Raw genomic sequence first — 20,458 nt, forward strand, 5'->3', positions numbered from 1 at the left:
TATGGAACAACAGGAAAAACAAAATGAATATACCCGTGGTGTGCCGCCCCATGATGAAACGGCGGAACAGGCGGTCCTCAGTTCCATGTTTTTGGACAGAGAGGCAGCCTCTATAGCGCTGGAAGTGCTGACGGGGGAAGATTTTTATCGCCCCGACCACCGTATGGTCTTTGAAGCGGCGGAGGAGCTCTATCGTTCTGGTGCGCCTATCGATATCATTACTGTAAAGAATAAACTGGAAGAAAAAGGGCAGTTCGAGCAGATTGGCGGCCTGCCTTTTCTTGCCAATATTTCCGCGGCAGTGGGCAGCTCAGTCAATGTGCGCCATTATGCCGCTATTGTAGAAGAAAAATCTGTCCTGCGCCGTCTGATCCGTACGGCGGGGAACATTTCCCAGATGAGCTATGAAGGGAAAGAGTACGTCAATGTCATTATGGATACGGCAGAAAAGGGCATTTTTGATATCATGCAGAAACGCCATTCCGAGCAGTTCCATCATATCAGGGATATTGCTGTAAGCTCCATCGAAAAGATTGAGGATATCTATCGTTCCAAAGGGAAGCTGACCGGTGTGCCTACAGGGTTTGTGGATTTCGATGCCAAAACGGCAGGTCTGCAGAAATCCGACTTGATTTTGCTGGCGGCCCGTCCCTCCATGGGGAAAACGGCTTTTGCGCTGAATATCGTGCAAAATGCTGCCATCCGTGCCAATGTGCCAACAGCGGTATTTTCTCTGGAAATGAGCCGGGAACAGCTGGTCAACCGTATGCTTTGTTCAGAAGCCATGCTGGATGCCCAAAAGCTGCGTACTGGTGAATTGGAGGATAACGACTGGACGGAGTTGATCCGTGCCATGGGGCCTTTGTCTCAGGCGCCTATCTATATCGATGATACCCCCGGCGTGACGCCTATGGAGGTGCGTTCCAAATGCCGCCGGCTGAAGGTGGAAAAAGGGCTGGGGCTGATCGTCATCGACTATTTGCAGCTGATGAGCGGCAATGGCAGAACCGATTCCCGTCAGCAGGAAATTTCCGAAATTTCCCGTTCCCTGAAAGCCATTGCCAGAGAAATGGAAGCACCTGTGATCGCCCTGAGCCAGCTGAGCCGTGCCTGCGAACAGCGTGCAGACCATCGCCCCATGCTTTCCGACCTGCGTGAATCCGGTGCCATCGAGCAGGATGCCGATGTGGTGGCTTTCCTGTATCGGGATGAATATTATTTCCCTGATACGGAAAAAAAGAATCAGGCGGAACTGATTATTGCAAAACAGAGAAATGGCCCGACGGGTACCGTCGATTTGACTTGGATGGGTCAGTATACAAAGTTTGGAAACTTCCTGAAGAAATTTTAAGAAAACATAGCCTCAAGCCTTTTGGTTTGGGGCTTTTTGTTTGGGTTGACCATAATTGTTTACGAAATTCTTACGATTTTCTGCCGGAAATTGCGGCGGAAAATATACCATGATATGATGAAAAAAGGGAAAGGGGGCATAGAGATGAGAGAAAAGCGGATCAGAAAATGGAAAACTGCTGCATCGGGAAGGCTGGGGACTGTATATCTCCTCCGGGAAATGGCAGAGCAGGGAATGATTTTGGAAGATATGAACCACCTGATGTATATCTTTCGGGAGGGAGAATCCCAGTATCTGCACTATCGAATAGAGACAAGGGAAGAGGTATTGACGGAGGAAAAAAGGATGGTTTATGCGGCAGAAGGCTGGCAGGAGGTCTGCCATTATGAGCTGGAATATGTTTTTGTGAAGGAAAGAGACCCTTTTGCGGAGGAGCCAGAGGTGGACCGGCAGGAACTGATAGAAGAAATCGACGTTCAGATCGAACAGGAGAAGAAAAATGACCGGCTGAGCCGAAGAATGGTTTTGGGGGTAGTTTTCTTCGGTTGGCTGATTGCTTTGTTGATACTTGGCACCCCTGTATTGGCTGGGGAAATGGCATTGCGTTTTCTTTTGCAATTGGCACCGTCTTTGTTGCTGGCATTTTTGGGAGGCTTTTGGAGTATTCGCCGCCTGCAGCAGAAAAAGGAACGCATACAGGAGGGAGATATTCCGGAAGAATATACTGATTGGAGAGCGGCACGAAAGCAGGGGTTTTTCTCTCTGTTGTGGGGGCTAGTTATTTTAGGACTGTATTTTTACTGCAATGTGAAATTAAGATGAAAAAAAGAGAGAATAAGTCTCTCTTTTTTTACGTTCTAAATCGGATATTCTTTCGCAGAAAGGAATGCTTTCGGAAATGGGGACAAGGAGAAGGATTCCCCTTGTTGGAGGTTGGCAAGCCCCGGAAGGGTTAGCCTTCCAACTGAGAAGTACAGTGGGGACATCTGGTTGCATCAATGGCAATTTCAGATTTGCAGAAAGGGCAAACCTTTGTGGTAGGTGCTTCTTCGGGTTCCGGGGCCGCAGGTCTTTTCAATTTCATCAGCATTTTCAGCGCACAGAAAATTACGATTGCTACGATCAGAAAATCCAGCACCTGTGTGATAAAGGAGCCGTAAGCAATGGTCGCTGTGGCTGCCTGCGCTTCTTCCAGAGTTGCGTATGTATTGCCATCCAGAGGCAGGAACATCTGGGTGAAATCCGTACCGCCGGTAATCTTGCCGATGACGGGCATGATCAGGTCGTTTACAAAGGATGTGACGATTTTGCCGAAAGCACCGCCGATGATAACGCCGACTGCCATATCAACTACATTGCCTTTGATGGCAAATTCTTTAAATTCTTTGATAGTATCTTTCAATGCCATGGGAATCCCTCCTCAATGATTATAACCAATTCGCAGCATAAGATAGCTTGTTTGCCCCTCATTATAGCAAAAAAAGACAGCCCTTCCAATAGAAAGTGAAAATTTTCTTTCAAATTGGTAAAGGCTGTCGAATAAGTGGGATAGATTTATTCCAGTTCAAAGGCGCCGGTATAAAGCTGATAATACGTGCCTTTTTCGGCAATCAGTCTGTCGTGGTCGCCTCGTTCGATGATACGGCCATGCTCCAATACCATGATAACGTCAGAATTTTGTACGGTAGAAAGACGATGGGCAATGACAAATACAGTACGCCCTTTCATTAGCCGATCCATACCGCTCTGTACCAAAGCTTCTGTGCGGGTATCGATGGAGGAGGTGGCTTCGTCCAAAATCATAACGGGAGGATCGGAAACGGCGGCGCGGGCGATGGAGATCAGCTGCCGCTGCCCCTGGGAAAGGCCGCTGCCATCTCCCTGCAGTACTGTATCATAGCCATGGGGCAGCATGCGGATAAAGCCATCGGCATTTGCCAGCTTTGCTGCAGCGATACAGGCTTCATCGGTGGCGTTGGGGTTGCCGTAGCGCAGGTTTTCCATTACGGTTCCGGTAAAGAGGTTGACATCCTGCAAAACGATACCCAGGGAACGGCGCAGGTCAATTTTGCAGATGCTGCGGATAGGGATGCCATCGTAATAAATTTTCCCATCGGTAATATCGTAGAAGCGGTTGATGAGGTTGGTGATGGTGGTTTTGCCTGCCCCTGTGGCGCCAACGAAGGCCACTTTCTGCCCTGGTTCTGCATAAAGGTTGATATCGTGGAGAACAGGCTTTTCGGGCGTATAGCCGAAATCAACATGTTCAAACACTACATGCCCCTGCAGCTTAGTGTATGTGAAGGAACCGTCTGCATTGGGCTGTTTCCAGGCCCAGATACCAGTGCGTTCTGCGGTTTCTGTCAATGTGCCGTTTTCTTCTCTTGCGTTGACCAGCGTAACGTTGCCTTCATCGATTTCCGGTTCTTCATCCATGAAAGCAAAGATGCGGGAAGCCCCTGCCAATGCGGTAACGATGGAGTTGAACTGGTTGGAGATCTGGGAAATGGGGTTGCTGAAGTTTTTGGATAAGGTCAGGAAGGATGTGATAATCCCCAAAGTCATGGAGTTTACGCCCTGCAGGCTGAAGTTGGTCATCCCTCTGACCGCCATATAAGCGCCGATCAGAGCAATGATGACATATTGTACATTGCCCAGGGCGTTCATCAGCGGCATCATGGAGTTGGCATGGCCATTGGCACTGGATGCGCTCTTTTTCCAAGCTTCGTTTTTCTCCTGCAGTTCTGTTTTACATTTTTCTTCATGGCAAAATACTTTGACAACTTTCTGCCCGTTTACCATTTCTTCCACATAGCTGTTCAAATCTGCCAGGGTACGCTGCTGCTCCAGGAAGAAAAAGCCGATTTTGCTCATAGTGAAGCCGGCAATTTTCAGGCAGAGATACATCGTTACCACAGCGGCGACGGTCAGGGGAATGCTCAGGTAGAGCATGCAGATAAACACGGCAGCGATGGTAAACACGGAAGAGATCAGCTGAGGGGTGGACTGAGCGATCATCTGGCGCAGGGTATCGGTATCGTTGGTATACAGGCTCATGGTATCGCCATGGGTATGGGTATCGAAATAACGAATAGGCAAAAACTGCATTTTTGCAAACATTTCATCCCGGATCTGCTTCAGGGTGCCTTGGGCGATGGTCACCATCAGGCGATTATACAGCAGGGCAGAGACAACACCGATAAGATAGACAGCCGCCAGTGTGATAAGAGCATGGAGCAGCCCGGTGAAAACAGGATGATCTGTTGCCAGCAGAGGCACGATATAATCATCGATCAGGATCTGCAGGAACAGAGAGGATGCTGCACTGGCAATGGCACTGAGCAGGATACAGAACACGACTACAAACAGAGAGGCTTTATATTTCCCTGTGTAGGAAAAGATGCGTTTCAGTGCTTGTATAGGGGGCATGCCTTTGGGCATATCCTGGGGAGGGGTTGGGGGCATTTTATTTGGTTTCTTTGGCATCTTCGTTTCCTCCTTTCTGCTGAGATTCATATACTTCACGATAGATGGCGTTGGTTTTTAATAAATCATCATGTTTGCCGATGGCGGAAACCTTCCCGTCATCCAGAACGACGATCTGGTCGGCATGCTGGATAGAGCTGATACGCTGTGCAATGATGATTTTAGTGGTTTCTGGGATATATTCGGCAAAAGCCTTCTGGATTTCTGCGTCCGTTCTGGTATCTACGGCACTGGTAGAGTCATCCAGAATGAGGACTTTGGGCTTTTTCAGCAATGCACGGGCAATGCAAAGGCGCTGCTTCTGACCGCCGGAAACATTACTGCCCCCTTGTTCGATATGGGTATCATATCCATCGGGGAAGGAACGAATGAATTCATCGGCGCAGGCCAGTTTGCAGGCATGTTCCATTTCTTCGTCGGAAGCGGCTTCGTTGCCCCAACGCAGGTTCTCCTTGATGGAGCCGGAAAACAGTTCATTTTTCTGTAGCACCATGGCAACGGCATCCCGCAGAGTATCCAGATCATATTTTCGGACATCGACGCCGCCTACCAGCAGGGCTCCTCCTGTTACATCATATAAACGGGGGATCAGCTGTACTAGGCTGGATTTGGAAGAACCGGTGGCACCCAGGATGCCGATGGTCTCGCCGGATTTGAAATGCAGATTGATATGATCCAGAACTTGCTTATCTGCTTTGGAAGCATAAGCAAAGCTGACATCCTGAAAATCGATATCCCCGTTTTTGACTGCCATAACAGGCTCTTTCGGATTGAAGATATCTGTTTTTTCCTGCAGGAGTTCCGCAACACGGCCGGCGGAGGAGACAGCGATGGTGATCATGGCGAATACCATGGAAAGCATCATCAGGCTCATCAGAATCTGCATGGCATAGGTGATAAGGGCGGTCAGCTCGCCAGTGGTCAGCCCCAGCGCTGGGTCATTGCCGCTGGCAACGATGGCCTTGGCGCCGATCCAGGAAATCAGGAGCATCGTGGCATACAGAAAGAATTGCAGGATAGGGGTATTCCATGCCAGCAGGCGTTCCCCTTTGGCAAAATCCTGAAAAATGCGCTGGGAAATCCCGTTGAATTTTTTGATTTCATAATTTTCCTGATGAAAGGATTTTACCACGCGGATGCCGCGGACATTTTCCTGTACCACGTTGTTCAAGGTATCATAGGTTTTGAACACCCTTTTGAAAATAGGATGCACTTTTGCAACAATGATCCCCAAAAGCAAGGCCATGATGGGGATGATTATGAGGAAAATAAAAGAAATCTCTTTGTTGATACGGAAGGATACGATGACACAGAACAGCAGCATCACAGGGCCGCGGATTGCCATGCGGATCAGCATCTGATAGGCATTCTGGATATTGGTGATATCTGTGGTCAGGCGGGTCACGATAGAAGCCGTGGAAAATTTATCGATATTGGAAAAAGAGAAGGTTTGCACGTTATCGTACATATCCTGTCTCAGGTTGGCACAAAAACCAACGGCTGCCTTTGCGCCGCAATGGGCGGAAAGGACGCCTGTCATCAGCTGCATTGCTGCAAACAGCAACAGAAAGATGCCATATTTCCAGATGGCAGGCAGATTCCCTTTTTCTATGCCGTAATCGATCAGATTTGTCATGCATAGGGGAATGATGATTTCAAAGACCACTTCCAAAATGGAAAGGATAATGGTGAGGCAAGAGCCTTTTTTATGTTCCCGCAGGCTCTTTGCAAGGGTTTGGATCATAACTTTTCTCTCCTTTATGATGAAATTATGTAGCTGGCTACATTTTTGGCGAAAGAATAAGCTGGAAAGACCAGCTTATATTTCATTTCAGGTTTTTATAAATGACAGACAGGGCATGCAACAGAGCATTGATTTCTTCTGCGGAAAGGGAGGCCAGCATTTCCTGTTCCTGTTGTTCGATGAGGGAAATCATTTCATTCCCCAGGGAAACAGCTTGCTCCGTCAGTCGGACGATTTTGTTTCGTTTATCCCGTGGATCCATCCAGCAGGTTACATGCCCATTTTGTTCCATACGGGAAACGATGCCCACTACAGTGGGGTGGGAGACTTCCAAAAAGGTTTCGATTTCCTTTTGGGTGGCTTCGCCGCCTGCTTCTGTCAGATAGATCAGGACACGGCTTTGGGCCAGCGTCAGATGATGACGTTTCAAATCAGCATCTGCGTGTACTTTGATTTTTTCATGGATCGTTTTGATATAATAACCGACCCCTTTTGTGGTACCCATAAAAATGCCCCTCCTTAATCTGTAGCATACTACATATTTTATTCAGGAATACATCTTTTGTCAAGAGGAAATCTTTCTGCATGAGTTCTCCATGATTTTACGGGAAAAATACTCTTTTTTTACAAAAAGGGTGTTGACGCAAAAATTTTGTAGGAATATACTGAAAGCGTTAGGTGAAAAATCATTCAGGAAAAGCGGAGGTGAAATGGAATGGACGGTAGTCATACGAAAGAGGGTATCCCTTTAGAATCTGAGGGTTATCGACGATCTGAAAAAAATATTACCGTGCATTTCAGTCAGCTTCTTTTTCTGCAAGAGGAGGCCTGACTCTGGTTTTTATGCCCTTTTTTGCATAAATGCACGGTATGTAGGAAGAATTTCCGAAAAGCATACGGTGCTTTTTTATTTGGAATTGGGGTGAAAAACATGGATGAAGAAATGACAATTTTATTCGACAATTACACCGCTCTGATGGAGAGCGGACAATATCTTCAGTTAAAACAGGAATTGAACGAAGAACAGCCTGCCAATATTGCGGAATATTTTGAGGAGCTGACGGCGGAAAAACAGTTGTTTATTTTCCGTCTGCTTTCTAAGGATGTGGCGGCAGAGGTATTCTCTTATATGGATAATGATACCCAGGAGCATATCGTGCAGTCTATTACAGACCGAGAAGTGCGGAATATCGTAGATGAAATGTTTCTGGATGATACAGTGGACTTTCTGGAGGAAGCTCCTGCAAACCTGGTGAAAAAGGTGCTGCGCAACACGGACGCAGAGACCAGACAGCTCATCAATCGCTTTTTGAATTATCCGGAAAACTCCGCCGGCAGCCTGATGACCATTGAATTTGTGCGCCTGCGTGCCAATATGACGGTATCCTTTGCCCTTTCTGAAATCAAAAAGGTAGGGATGGATAAGGAAACCATTTACACCTGCTATGTCATTGATGCCCAGCGGAAGCTGATCGGGGTTGTGCCCTTGCGGACGCTCATCTGCGCCGATGACGAAAGCACCATTGGCGACCTGATGCAGGATGATGTCGTTTCCGTACACACTTTGGATGACCAGGAAGAGGTTGCCAATATCTTCAAGAAATATAACTGGATGGCACTGCCGGTAACGGATAAGGAAGGGCGCCTGGTCGGCATCATCACCGTCGATGATATCGTGGACGTTATCGAACAGGAAACCACGGAAGATATGGAACTGATGAATGCTGTCCTGCCTTCCGATGATGAATATTTGAAAATGGGCGTGCTGGCACTGGCGAAGAATAGAATTCCGTGGCTTTGCGTGCTGATGATTTCCGGCACCTTGAGTGCCTTTGTCATTGGCATGTATCAGGATCTGCTGGATTCTGTGGTGATGCTTTCCAGCTTTATGACGATTATTACCGGCACAGGCGGCAATGCCGGTTCACAGGCTTCGGCGATGATCATTCGCGGTTTGGCTTTGGGGGATATCCAGATGCGGGATACCTTTAAGGTCGTATTCAAGGAACTGCGGGTAGGGATCATCTGTGGGGCGGTTCTGGCAACCGTTAACATGGTGCGGATGACCTTTTTTGATAAAGCGACTCCCTTTAATGTCGACTTGACAGTTTCCCTTAGCATGGGGGTTGCGGTTATCCTGGCAAAGACCTTGGGCTGTATTTTGCCTATTCTGGCTAAGGCAGTCAGACTGGACCCGGCTATGATGGCAGGTCCGCTGATTTCGACTGTTGTAGATGCCATTGCCTTGGTAGTATATTTCAGCATTGCAACAGCGCTGGTTTTGTGATACAGGAAAGAGAATAGAAGAAAAAGAAGGCTGACTGGAGTCTGTTTACAGAACCCGGTCAGCCTTTTTCTATGATTTGCTTATGCCTTCTTTAGATATTGCTGCAGCTTTCTGCCCAGCCAGCAGGCGAAGAGCATTTTTACCGTATCCAGGGGCAGGAATACCAGGGCACCGGCGGGAAGGGTTGCCAGAAAAGGCGCATTGGTCACCTTTGCTAGCCAGAAGGTGCCGATGCAATAGGTGATACAGGTGGCTAGGAACATGCCGCCAATTTGGGGCAGAGCCTTAGAAAAGCGATGGACAAAGGTGGAGCCGATGCCTGCCAGAAAAAGATAGCCTACCAGATAGCCGCCGCCGGGGGCCGCAAAGCGGCTGATGCCTGCCATATAACCGGAAAAGACGGGCAGCCCAATGGCACCTAATAAAAGATACAGCCCTACGGCGGCCAGTGCCTGCCTGGGTTCCAGCACATAAGCGATCAGATAGATGGCAAAGGTGGCCAGGGTCAGGGCGATGGAGCTGACGGGAATGGGAATGCTGATAGGGGCCAGAATGCAGAGGATAGCCGCCATCAGAGCGATATAAACAATATTTTTGGTATTTGTTCGCATGGGAGTTCCTCCTTTCTTTTTTCATTGGTGATAGGAGCATTGTAAACGGAGAAAGTCTGATTGTCAACCGTAAAATTTTAAAAGTTTACGATAGAAAAAGAAAGACAAAAGCCAAGGAATATGATATGCTATTTTTCAGAGAGGAAAAAATGGAAAGGAGAAGTATTATGGTGAGAACCTGCAAAAAATGCGGCGGCCCAGTGGGCAGGTCAGATTTATACTGTATCCACTGCGGGATGCCTTTGGAGAAAGAACCTCCGCAGGAGGAAAGATATGAAGAAAAGGAACAGAATTTGGCAGAGCCCCTGAGCATGGGAGCTTATCTGCTCATTGGGCTGATTTTATGTATCCCGATTGTGAATCTGATCGTGCCGATTTTCTGGATCTTCAACAGAGAGGAAAATCCCAATCGCCGGAATCTGGCAAAAGCATGGCTGATTTTTGCGGCGGCGGGAATCGTATTGGCGGGGGTTTTCTTCTTCGGACTGTTCCAGTTGATCCGGATGGATTCCCCTGTGCCCTATGAGTATCATCATTTTGAATATACTATCCCGGGGGAGCATATCCCGGAAGGACAGATTTTGGAGGAAATCCCCATCATTCTGGATGAGATTTGAGAAAAAGAAAGCAAATAAAAAAAGAGAGGCTGAAATTTTTACCCTGTTCAGTCTCTCTTTTTCTTTTTGCAAGGATAATTCACCCATTTCCAGAGATACTATTCCCAAGAATGGAAAAAGGAGATGGGAGTTTGGAATGGAATCTATTGGCATGGGCCCAGCTGTTGTTTTTTGCCCTGGGTGCATGGTATTTTTTTAAAAGCAGTCGAAAAAAAGGCGCCGGAGAGGGATTGAAATGTGAGGATAACATCATCGAGATGGATAAATTGATGGAAATGTGGGAGACTGGGCTGACAGAGCCCTTATCGGAGCAGACACGCCCCAAAAAACTGGAGGAGATCATTGGGCAGGAGAAGGCCATTAAAGCCCTGAGAGCGGCTCTCTGCGGCCCAAATCCCCAGCATATTCTTATTTATGGCCCGCCGGGGGTAGGAAAAACGGCGGCGGCCCGGTTGATTTTGGAGGAAGCAAAACAGAAAAAAGAATCTCCCTTCGGGGAAAAGGCGAAATTTGTGGAAATCGATGCGACAACGCTGCAATTTGATGAACGGAATATCGCTGACCCCCTGATGGGTTCTGTCCATGACCCCATCTATCAGGGGGCAGGTTCTTTTGGGCAGGCAGGCATCCCCAGACCTCGCCCCGGGGCAGTCTGCGAAGCCCATGGGGGCGTTCTTTTCATCGATGAGATTGGGGAACTGCACCCTATACAGATGAATAAACTACTGAAGGTATTGGAGGACAGAGTGGCTCGTTTTCAGAGCAGCTATTATAGCCGCAGCAATAGAAATATTCCCCCCTATATCCACCAGATCTTTCAGAAGGGGATTCCGGCGGATTTCCGCCTCATTGGGGCAACCACCCGCAGCCCCAGTGAAATTCCCGATGCCCTCCGTTCCCGTTGTACGGAAATCTTCTTTGAACGACTGGACAGAACTTCTGTGGAGAAAATTGCGGAAAACAGCCTCCAGCGGGCAGGGTTGGACTATGAGGATGGGCTTTGCGGAAAGATCGCGGTCTATGCCAGAGGGGGTAGGGATACAGTGAATCTGGTGCAGTCCCTCACTTCTTTGGCATGGATGGAAGGCAATCGTACCATCACGGCGGCGGATTTGGAATGGGTGGTGGAAGCAGGAAAATATCAGCCTGTTTATCAGCGGAAAATTCCCGAAAAGCCCATGGTGGGCGTAGTCAACGGCTTAGGCGTAGAATCGAGGGGCGGTGGGATGCTCCTTTCCGTTGAAGCCATCGTACAGAAGGGAAAGGGCGGCCTGACGGTGACAGGTATCATGGAAGAGGAAGAATTTAAAAATCGGCAGGGCTCTGCCAAGCGGAAAAGCAATGCCCGTTCTGCGGCGGAGAATGTGCTGACGCTGATGGAACAGTTTGGGTTTTCCAAAGAGGAATACAGTGTTCATTTGAATTTTCCCGGCGGCATCCCTGTGGATGGGCCTTCGGCAGGGACAGCTATGTTTCTGGCGGTCTATTCTGCCTTTACAGAAGCCCCTGTGCCCAATGATATTGCCCTGACAGGGGAGGTCAGCCTCCATGGGCAGGTGCTGCCCGTGGGCGGTGTGGAGGAAAAGCTGGAGGCGGCAAAGGAAGCAGGGGCGACCCGTGCCTTCATTCCCCGGGAAAATTGGAAGGATGCCTATGGAAAGCTGGAGATCGAAGTCATCCCCGTGGGGGATGTGCGGGAATTGCTGAATGAGATTTTCCTTTCGGAGGGGACAGCTCTTTCCGAGGGAATGGAGTTTTTGAAGGAAAAAGAAATTGGATGAAAAAAGCTCCGCCCTTTGGGCGGAGCATAGTTTTTCATCAGGTGGATAAATTAGAAATTTACTCTTGTGTAACACGATGCCACACATCGTTATCGTCTTTTTTCAAAATTTCTTCATAACAGTTTGTGTTTCGATAAATGGCAATTATTGTAGTGTCTTTGTCTAACGGTAAGGTGAAAACACTTTTTGCACCTATGCTTCCGTTAAGACCACCAAAAGCAGAGTAGCAATCAATATAAAGTTTTCCGCCTTCTTGCTGGTAAATAGAAACCTCTCTGATATATCCCATAGAGGATGACACACCAATATTCATTGTGATTTCGCTTCCATCTTCTGAAACTGAGAAATCATTGATATATGCAGAAGTATTTTTCATAAAACCTGTGCCAATAAAATATGTCAGGAGCAAAACCAGTATAATCAATAACACTATAAAGGCTCTCTTTTTCATCCCTTGCACCTCCAAAAATTCCAGTTTATTATGCAGTTTCTTTTACTGCGTCCGTTCTGCCATCCATTCTCCGTAGGCTGTTTCGGTGGCGATATAGTTGCCGTCGTCCGTTCCCCAGACGATTTCTGTCATGTCTTTGTTTAGAACATTTATGCCGTAGTTGCCATTTGTGTCGAGAAATTGCAGACCCGTATGGTCAGGGTTTTTATCGAGATAGCGAATACTTGGAAATATGCCATATCTATCTTCAGACCAATGGATATGAGCGATGGCATACTCGGTCATCGTTTCCGGCAGACAGGATACAGCAAATCTGCCTTCGTAGGTATCCCGTTGGAAGAAATAGTTCCGGAAGGTACCTTCCACTTCAATCGTTACGTCCTCCAGTTTTTCTTCCCCTTCGTAAAGCCCTGCTTGGATGGTATGATTCATCTCTACATCATAGCCTAGGTTGACGACATAGATTCCCCAGAGAAGATAGAGTACAAATGCGAAGAAAAGAATCTTTATGATGCTCTCTAAAACCCGCTTTGCATTGATATTTTCCACAAGAATTTCACCCCTTTTGCTTAGTGTATCAAAGAATTTTCCATTCGACAATATTTGACCCTGCTCCAAATTTATTGTATACTATTTAGTCAAGGTGAAGAAGTATGCCTATTTGGCTTTTTTGCTGAAGAAAAAAGAAATTTTGTTGATAAAACTTGATATATTGAGGTGAAACTATGGAGAAGAAACAACCGATCATCGTGCCGATGATCGCTTTGCGCGGCCTGACGGTATTCCCCGGCATGGCCATCAGCTTCCCCGCCGGCAGACAGAAATCTCTGGATGCCCTGCAGGCGGCGGAGGAAAACGGGAAGGAAATCTTTTTGGTGACCCAAAAAGACCCTGCTACACCAGACCCTGGCAGAAACGATTTATATGATATTGGCGTTCTGGCGGAGGTGAAGCAGGTGCTGAAGCTGCCCGGCAACCTGACCCATGTCATCGTGGAAGGGAAATGCCGCGGCAGACTGAGCAATATTCATGTCAGAAATTGCGATTATGGGGAAATTACTACGATTGCCCAGGATTTTGAGGAGGAACCCAGCGGATATGTGCAGGCAGTGATGCGGATTGCTGTGGAGCAGTATGATGAATATATCAAACTGGCACCCAATACCGCAGCTATGGATCTGATGGGAAATGTGGTTGCTGCAACGAAGCCCGGCCAGCTGGCGGATATCATGGCGGCAGGCATGGAACTGGCTTTCAATAAAAAACAGGAATTGCTGGAAATCCTGAATCCTTTTGAACGCTTGCAGGCGGTGATTTCCATGATGCAGCAGGAGCGTCAGGTGCTGGATATCAAAAAGGAAATCGAGAATAAAACAAAACAAAATATCGACCAGAATCAGAGAGAATATTACCTGCGGGAAGAAATGAAGGTCATTCAGGAGGAATTGGGCGATAAGGATGGCGTTGGGGCCGATGCGGCAAAATACCGCCAGCAGCTGGAGGAAAAGAATCCCCCTGATTATGTACGGGAGACCATCGAAAAAGAAATCGACCGCATGCTGAAAATTCCTGTAACTTCCCCGGAATCCAACGTTTCCAGAACCTACATCGAAACGCTGCTTTCCCTGCCTTGGACAGAAACCACAGAGGAAACCTTTGATCTGCCCGAAGCGGAGAAGATTCTGGAAGAAGATCATTATGGGCTGAAAAAGGTGAAGGAACGTATTTTGGAATATTTGGCTGTCCGGAAAAATGCCCCGGAAGAAAGCGCTACGATTCTTTGCCTGGTGGGGCCTCCCGGTGTGGGGAAAACCTCCATTGCCCGTTCTGTGGCAAAGGCGCTGAACCGCAAATATGTGCGGATGTCCTTAGGCGGTGTGAAGGATGAAGCGGAGATTCGTGGACATAGAAAAACCTATATTGGCGCTATGCCCGGTCGTATCATCAATGCGATGAAGCAGGTGGGTACCATCAATCCCTTGATGCTGCTGGATGAAGTGGACAAGCTGGGGGTTTCTCATAATGGTGACCCTGCGGCGGCTTTGCTGGAGGTGCTGGATGGCGAGCAGAATCATACCTTCCGGGACCATTTTATCGAGCTTCCCTATGACCTTTCTAAAGTGCTGTTCATGTGTACGGCAAATAGCCTGGATACCATCCCCGGCCCCCTGAGAGACCGTATGGAGATCATTGAACTGAGCAGCTATACCGCCCAGGAAAAGCTTCATATCGCAGAGGAACATCTGGTGAGCAAACAGAGAAAACGCCACGGCCTGACAGCAAAACAGCTGAAGATCAAGACCGATGCCATTGAGGATATCATTGACGGATATACCAGAGAGGCCGGTGTGCGCCAGTTGGAACGCACCATTGGCGAGATTTGCCGTAAGACGGTAAAATCCATTTTGGCGGGAGAAAGAAAATCCCTGACGGTGACAAGGAATAATCTGGAAGAAATTCTGGGAACAAAGAAATTTATGCCCGAAACGATTTATAAAGAACCGCAGATAGGGATTGTCCGCGGTTTGGCATGGACCAGTGTGGGCGGCACGACCCTTTCCATAGAGGTTAATGTGATGCCTGGCGACGGTAAATTTAAGCTGACAGGGAATCTGGGAAAGGTAATGCAGGAATCTGCAGAAGCTGCTATCAGCTTTATCCGTTCCAAGAGTGCTGATTTCAAACTGGATCCTGAGTTCTATAAAAAGAATGATATACATATCCACATCCCCGAAGGGGCAACGCCAAAGGATGGCCCTTCTGCTGGCGTGACTATGGCTACAGCTATGCTCTCTGCTTTGACAGGTATACGAGTACGCAATGATGTTGCCATGACAGGGGAAATCACCATTCGCGGCAGAGTGCTGCCCATCGGCGGGTTGCAGGAAAAGGTGCTGGCGGCGAAAAAAGTGGGGATTCAAACCGTTATCCTGCCGAAGGAAAATGAAAAAGATTTGAAGGATATTCCGGATGAAGTGAAGGAAGGCCTGGAATTCGTTTTGGCAGAAACTATGGAAGATGTGCTGCAAGCGGCACTGGCGAAGGGAGAAAGTGTATGCAGGTAAAAACAAGTTCGCTGAAATATATCGGGACAAATTTTTCCCATTATCCGATGGATGGCAAGCCTGAGATTGCCTTTGCCGGCAAATCCAACGTAGGCAAATCCACCCTCATCAATGCCATTTTGGGCAGACGGGCCCTGGCTCGTACCAGTTCCCAGCCCGGCAAAACAAGAACCATTAATTTTTATGATGTGAACGATATGATGTATGTGGTGGATTTACCCGGTTATGGCTATGCGAAAGCCCCGAAATCCGAAATCGCCAAATGGGGCGAAATGATTGAGGATTATCTGGAAAGAAGAGAGGAACTGAGAGCCATCATCCTGCTCATCGATATCCGCCATGAACCTGGCAAAAATGATATCATGATGTATGATTGGCTGAAGCATTATGGCTATGATATCATCATTGCCGCCACCAAATCCGATAAGATCAACCGCAGCCAGATCCAGAAGCAGCTTTCCGTCATCAAAAAGACATTGAAGCTGCAGCCTGGCGATGTGCTGATTCCTTTTTCCGGGGAAAAGAAAACCGGTGTGGAAGAACTGTGGGCGGAGATCGAAAAATTCCTGCCCGGCGGCGAAAAAGCAGAGCCAGCGGAAGAAATAACAGAAGAATGATATGAGAAAGAGCCTGAAAAGGCTCTTTTTTATGGCCTGCTATAGGAGAAAAGCCCTTTGGAAATCTTTAGAAAAACTTAAACTTTGCTGAAAGAAAGCCTAAAACTCTTTTGTTATGATGAATGCAGGAAATCATTTCATACTTCATACAAGGAGGAATTTTTATGACAAACAAAAAGAATGCTTTTTTTACGCTGTTTTTTTCCTGCTGCCCCGGCGCCGGGGAGATGTATATGGGGCTATATAAGCAGGGCATTGGGCTGATGGGGTTATTTTTCGGCACGGCGGCATTGGCTGCGTGGCTCAGATGGGAGGAATTGCTGCTTTTCCTTTGTCCTATCGTTTGGTGTTACAGCTTCTTTCATACCCATAATCTGCGCCGTATGACCGAAGAAGAATTTGCGGCAGTCGAGGATAAATTCTTCTTTGAGGATTATGTGGATTGGGAAAGAGACTGGCAGTTTACGGCAAAGCACCGCCGTATCTTTGGTATCGTATTGCTGCTGATGGGCATTTCCGTTCTTTGGAGGGCAGCCCTGAATCTGGTCGGTTATTATTTCAATCTGCCCGGAATTTTCTGGGAACTCAGCCGTTGCCTGCCTCAGGTCATCATGGCTGTTGTGGTGCTGTGTGCGGCTCTGCACCTGATGAGAGAACCAAAGGGTGATGAAGAAGAGAGCATGGAAGAAGATGCTGAGGAGGCGGAAGCGGTCTGAGGAAGACCGCTTTTTTTGTATACGGAATCTTAACTGGCAGGACGGACATATTTCCCTCTGAAACAGAATAAATTCCAAGTAAAACTACGGCGAAGCACATGCTTCAATGCGGCAGTCATTACATTTATTTATTTTTTACCAGAAGGAGGGAAAAGGATGGAAGCTTTTAGTGATTTTGTAAGTACGATCAATGGCTTCGTATGGGGGCCTGTGATGCTGTGTCTTTTGGTTGGGACCCATGTGTTTCTGACAATTCGTACTGGGTTTATCCAAAGGAAAGTATTCCAGGCGATCAAGATTTCCATTACGCCGGATAAAGAAGCTGCCGGCGATGTTTCGGGGTTTGGTGCCTTGGCAACAGCCATGGCGGCTACCATCGGCACAGGGAATATTGTTGGTGTTGCGACGGCAGTAGGGATCGGCGGCCCTGGGGCAGTATTTTGGGTTTGGCTGACGGGGCTGTTTGGCATGGCGACGAAATATGGCGAAGCGGTTCTTTCCATCAAATACAGAGTGCGGGCCAAGGATGGTTCCTTTATCGGCGGCCCTATGTATGCATTGGAAAGAGGCTTGGGACAGAAATGGCTGGGGATTCTGTTTGCAGTGTTTACTGCCATTGCCTGCTTTGGCATCGGCAATATGACCCAGGGGAACTCCATTGCGGAATCTGTACAGAATACCTTTGGGGTACCCAAGATGGTCACCGGTATCATCCTGACTGTCGCTACAGGATTATGTATTCTGGGCGGGGTAAAATCTATCGCGAAGGTCTGCGAAAAACTGGTTCCTTTTATGGCAGGCTTCTACATTATTGGCTGTTTCATCATTTTGATCATCAATGCCAAGTATATTCCGGATACCTTTTCTGTAATCCTGAGAAGTGCTTTTAATCCTGCGGCGGCAGGGGGCGGCTTTGTGGGCGTTTCCATTATGACCTGTATCCGGTATGGTGTGGCCCGTGGTTTGTTTACGAATGAATCCGGTCTGGGTTCTGCCCCTATTGTTGATGCGGCGGCAGCCACCAGGAACCCTTCCCGGCAGGGCCTGATTTCCATGTCCGGCGTATTCTGGGATACCATCGTGGTATGCTTGATGACTGGTTTGGTTTTGGTTTCCACAATGCTGAGAGATCCTGTCGGCATGGATGGGTTGGTAGGCGCAGAGTTGACTTCTGCGGCCTTTGGCACCATTCCGACCATTGGGCCTATCGTTCTGACCATCGGTCTGATCACATTTGCATGGTCTACGATTCTGGGCTGGTCTTATTACGGGGAGCGTGCATGGGTATACCTGTGTGGTACCAAGTCGATTAAGCCGTTCCGCATTGCCTGGACGCTGGTGGTATTCGTTGGCTGCGCGGCAACGCTGGAAGTGGTTTGGAATGTGGCGGATACCCTGAATGCCTGCATGGCCTTCCCCAACCTGATTGCTTTGCTTGGGCTGAGCGGCGTGATTGCTTCTGAAACGAAAAAATATGTTTGGACGGAAGGCGGTTTGGATCAGTGGATGGAAGATGAAGCCCCTGTGGTGGATAAATAAGGAAATGAAGGGAAGGAGAGACCTTTTACAGGTCTCTTTTCTTTTTGGGTAGGGTGTAAAGATAGTGTAAATTTTTTGTGCAAAATCACAATTCTTGGGGGAGTATAAAAAGGGAATATATGATATGAATTGTTTGAAAATGCTGATTTTTCAATAATTTAAGTGTTTTTTTGCTTATTCAGTGAATTTTTGTAATTCACACATTCTTAACACGGTTGGATTTTCTTAACATGATAAATTGCATAAAAAATATTGATTTTATCGGATTTTGTTGATAATTTAGCATAAATAAACTGTTAAGAAAATGGAATAAATGGAATAAATTTCCAAAAACATCTTGCAATATGTGCAAATTTAATGTATCATAGGGGCGTATTCCAAGTTGGAATGTGGCATTGCGTATTTTAGAAAAGCAGAAACCGCGGTCTGATAAAATACCGATACACGGAATTATCATTTCATTTTCATTTTTTCCAAGGGAGGGAAATGTATGGAAGCTTTTAATAACTTTGTAAGTACGATCAATGGCTTTGTATGGGGTCCCGTGATGTTGTGCTTGCTGGTTGGCACCCATGTGTTTTTGACGCTGAGAACCGGTATCATCCAGAGAAAAACATTTACAGGGATCAAACTTTCTATCACACCGGATAAAGAAGCATCTGGTGACGTATCCGGTTTTGGCGCCCTGGCAACAGCCTTGGCAGCCACCATCGGCACAGGTAATATCGTAGGTGTCGCAACAGCAGTTGGTCTGGGCGGCCCCGGCGCAGTATTTTGGGTTTGGATGACCGGCTTGTTCGGTATGGCAACCAAATACGGCGAGGCAGTTCTGGCCGTAAAATATCGTGTAAAAGCAAAAGACGGTTCCTTTATCGGCGGCCCCATGTATGCCCTGGAAAGAGGTTTAGGGCAGAAATGGCTGGGTATCCTGTTCGCAGTATTTACAGCGATTGCATGTTTTGGTATTGGCAACATGACCCAGGGGAACTCCATTGCCGAATCTGTTTTGAACACCTTTGGGATTCCAAAGTTTGTAACAGGTGCGATTCTGTGTATCCTGACAGGTCTGGTTATTCTGGGCGGCGTAAATTCCATCTCCAAGGTTTGTGAAAAACTGGTTCCTTTTATGGCTGGTTTCTACATCCTGGGCTGCCTGATTATCCTGGTCATCAATGCGCAGTATATTCCTGCAACCTTTGCAGTCATCATCAAATCCGCATTTAACCCTGCTGCAGCAGGCGGCGGCTTTGTGGGTATCACAGTCATGACATGTATCCGTTACGGTGTAGCCCGCGGGTTGTTTACAAATGAATCTGGTCTGGGTTCCGCTCCCATCGTTGACGCGGCAGCAGCTACCAGAAACCCTTCCCGCCAGGCGCTGATCTCCATGTCCGGTGTATTCTGGGATACCATCGTTGTTTGCCTGATGACAGGTCTGGTTCTGGTATCCTGCATCATCAAAGACCCCGTTGGTATGGATGGTCTGGTAGGTGCAAACCTGACATCTGGTGCTTTTGCAACAATTCCTGTTGTAGGTCCTATCGTTTTAACAATCGGGCTGATCACATTTGCATGGTCCACAATCCTGGGCTGGTCTTACTACGGTGAACGTGCATGGGTTTACCTGGTAGGGGTAAAGGCAATCAAACCTTTCCGTATTGCCTGGACGATCGTTGTATTCATTGGCTGTGTAGCCGCACTGGAAGTAGTTTGGAATGTAGCCGATACATTGAATGCATGTATGGCCTTCCCCAACCTGGTTGCGCTGCTTGGCCTGAGTGGTGTGATTGCATCTGAAACCAAAAAATATGTTTGGACAGAAGGCGGTCTGGATCTTTGGATGGAAGATGAAGCACCTGTTGTAGATAAGTAAAAAATTCCCATATAAAATTCCATAAAATCTTTAGAGAGTAAAAGGAGGAGCTTTGCAGGGCTCCTTCTTTTATTTATGCAAATGGATGTATTTTTGCACAGCAAATGTATAAAAGTTTATTAAAAAAGGAACAGTTTGCTCCGTGGACAAAAAAATTTTTTTGTCCACGGAGCAACAGGCGTAATGTACAAAAATTGTTGTATTTACGGGGTTTTCGTTTCGCAACTCGTATAAAAAAACGCAAGATATTTGGAATTTTTTTGAAAAAATTAAAAAAAATTCTTGATTTGTTTCCAGTTTTTGGATATTATAGGTATGAG

The 20,458-nt window shown here is 47.4% G+C and carries 17 protein-coding genes; 10 read left to right on the forward strand and 7 right to left on the reverse strand.

The genetic code is table 11. The features are described 5' to 3' along the window. Position 1: 1 nt before the first annotated feature. Both dnaB and ACI39P_RS04450 read left to right on the forward strand, forming a co-directional pair. The gene (gene dnaB, locus ACI39P_RS04445) at positions 2–1,351 is read left to right on the forward strand and encodes a replicative DNA helicase (protein WP_439719494.1); all 1,350 of its coding nucleotides are present in this window, start codon (positions 2–4) and stop codon (positions 1,349–1,351) included. A 144-nt stretch (positions 1,352–1,495) separates the two neighbouring features. Beyond that, positions 1,496–2,173, forward strand: a complete 678-nt coding sequence (locus ACI39P_RS04450; RefSeq protein WP_439719495.1) for a DUF2812 domain-containing protein — start codon at positions 1,496–1,498, stop codon at positions 2,171–2,173. Positions 2,174–2,303: 130 nt separating this feature from the next. Here ACI39P_RS04450 and mscL read toward each other — a convergent pair whose 3' ends face one another. The 4 genes from mscL to ACI39P_RS04470 all read right to left on the reverse strand — a co-directional run bounded on the left by mscL (position 2,304) and on the right by ACI39P_RS04470 (position 7,086). Then, the gene (gene mscL / locus ACI39P_RS04455; protein WP_439719496.1) at positions 2,304–2,759 is read right to left on the reverse strand and encodes a large conductance mechanosensitive channel protein MscL; all 456 of its coding nucleotides are present in this window, start codon (positions 2,757–2,759) and stop codon (positions 2,304–2,306) included. Positions 2,760–2,905: 146 nt separating this feature from the next. Next, positions 2,906–4,837 carry an ABC transporter transmembrane domain-containing protein gene (locus tag ACI39P_RS04460; RefSeq protein WP_439719497.1) on the reverse strand — a complete coding sequence of 644 codons (1,932 nt, stop codon included), beginning with the start codon at positions 4,835–4,837 and terminating at the stop codon, positions 2,906–2,908. Then, positions 4,818–6,581 (reverse strand): ABC transporter transmembrane domain-containing protein, encoded by a 1,764-nt coding sequence (locus ACI39P_RS04465; RefSeq protein WP_439719498.1) that lies wholly within the window; start codon positions 6,579–6,581, stop codon positions 4,818–4,820. The genes ACI39P_RS04460 and ACI39P_RS04465 overlap by 20 nt, the downstream gene beginning before the upstream one ends. A gap of 82 nt (positions 6,582–6,663) precedes the next feature. Then, the gene (locus tag ACI39P_RS04470; RefSeq protein WP_439719499.1) at positions 6,664–7,086 is read right to left on the reverse strand and encodes a MarR family transcriptional regulator; all 423 of its coding nucleotides are present in this window, start codon (positions 7,084–7,086) and stop codon (positions 6,664–6,666) included. 426 nt (positions 7,087–7,512) lie between these two features. On the opposite strand from ACI39P_RS04470, the gene mgtE reads away from it, so the two are divergent. Then, on the forward strand, positions 7,513–8,868 hold the full coding sequence (gene mgtE, locus ACI39P_RS04475) for a magnesium transporter (protein WP_439719500.1): 1,356 nt from the start codon (positions 7,513–7,515) through the stop codon (positions 8,866–8,868). Positions 8,869–8,948: 80 nt separating this feature from the next. Here mgtE and ACI39P_RS04480 read toward each other — a convergent pair whose 3' ends face one another. Beyond that, a complete protein-coding gene (locus ACI39P_RS04480; protein WP_439719501.1) occupies positions 8,949–9,479 on the reverse strand; it encodes a biotin transporter BioY in 531 nt (176 codons plus the stop codon). Between the two features lie 167 nt (positions 9,480–9,646). Here ACI39P_RS04480 and ACI39P_RS04485 point away from each other — a divergent pair, with 167 nt between their 5' ends. Further along, positions 9,647–10,096, forward strand: a complete 450-nt coding sequence (locus ACI39P_RS04485; RefSeq protein WP_439719502.1) for a hypothetical protein — start codon at positions 9,647–9,649, stop codon at positions 10,094–10,096. A gap of 131 nt (positions 10,097–10,227) precedes the next feature. Beyond that, positions 10,228–11,877: a S16 family serine protease gene (locus tag ACI39P_RS04490; RefSeq protein WP_439719503.1), complete on the forward strand. Its 1,650-nt coding sequence runs from the start codon at positions 10,228–10,230 to the stop codon at positions 11,875–11,877. A 58-nt stretch (positions 11,878–11,935) separates the two neighbouring features. Here ACI39P_RS04490 and ACI39P_RS04495 read toward each other — a convergent pair whose 3' ends face one another. Both ACI39P_RS04495 and ACI39P_RS04500 read right to left on the reverse strand, forming a co-directional pair. Continuing rightward, positions 11,936–12,328: a hypothetical protein gene (locus tag ACI39P_RS04495; RefSeq protein WP_439719504.1), complete on the reverse strand. Its 393-nt coding sequence runs from the start codon at positions 12,326–12,328 to the stop codon at positions 11,936–11,938. Positions 12,329–12,370: 42 nt separating this feature from the next. After that, a complete protein-coding gene (locus ACI39P_RS04500; protein ID WP_439719505.1) occupies positions 12,371–12,877 on the reverse strand; it encodes a hypothetical protein in 507 nt (168 codons plus the stop codon). Between the two features lie 176 nt (positions 12,878–13,053). Between ACI39P_RS04500 and lon the strand changes: the two genes are divergently transcribed. From lon to ACI39P_RS04525, 5 genes are all read left to right on the forward strand, one after another. Beyond that, positions 13,054–15,393 (forward strand): endopeptidase La, encoded by a 2,340-nt coding sequence (gene lon / locus ACI39P_RS04505; protein ID WP_439719506.1) that lies wholly within the window; start codon positions 13,054–13,056, stop codon positions 15,391–15,393. Then, positions 15,384–16,010 carry a ribosome biogenesis GTP-binding protein YihA/YsxC gene (gene yihA / locus ACI39P_RS04510; RefSeq protein ID WP_439719507.1) on the forward strand — a complete coding sequence of 209 codons (627 nt, stop codon included), beginning with the start codon at positions 15,384–15,386 and terminating at the stop codon, positions 16,008–16,010. The genes lon and yihA overlap by 10 nt, the downstream gene beginning before the upstream one ends. Before the next feature lie 164 nt (positions 16,011–16,174). After that, positions 16,175–16,726 carry a hypothetical protein gene (locus tag ACI39P_RS04515; RefSeq protein ID WP_439719508.1) on the forward strand — a complete coding sequence of 184 codons (552 nt, stop codon included), beginning with the start codon at positions 16,175–16,177 and terminating at the stop codon, positions 16,724–16,726. 156 nt (positions 16,727–16,882) lie between these two features. After that, the gene (locus ACI39P_RS04520; protein ID WP_439719509.1) at positions 16,883–18,265 is read left to right on the forward strand and encodes an amino acid carrier protein; all 1,383 of its coding nucleotides are present in this window, start codon (positions 16,883–16,885) and stop codon (positions 18,263–18,265) included. A gap of 490 nt (positions 18,266–18,755) precedes the next feature. Further along, positions 18,756–20,138, forward strand: a complete 1,383-nt coding sequence (locus ACI39P_RS04525; RefSeq protein ID WP_439719510.1) for an amino acid carrier protein — start codon at positions 18,756–18,758, stop codon at positions 20,136–20,138. The last annotated feature ends 320 nt before the right edge of the window (positions 20,139–20,458 follow it).

The organism is Anaerotignum sp. (genome assembly GCF_051877975.1).
Lineage (GTDB): Bacteria > Bacillota > Clostridia > Lachnospirales > Anaerotignaceae > Anaerotignum_A.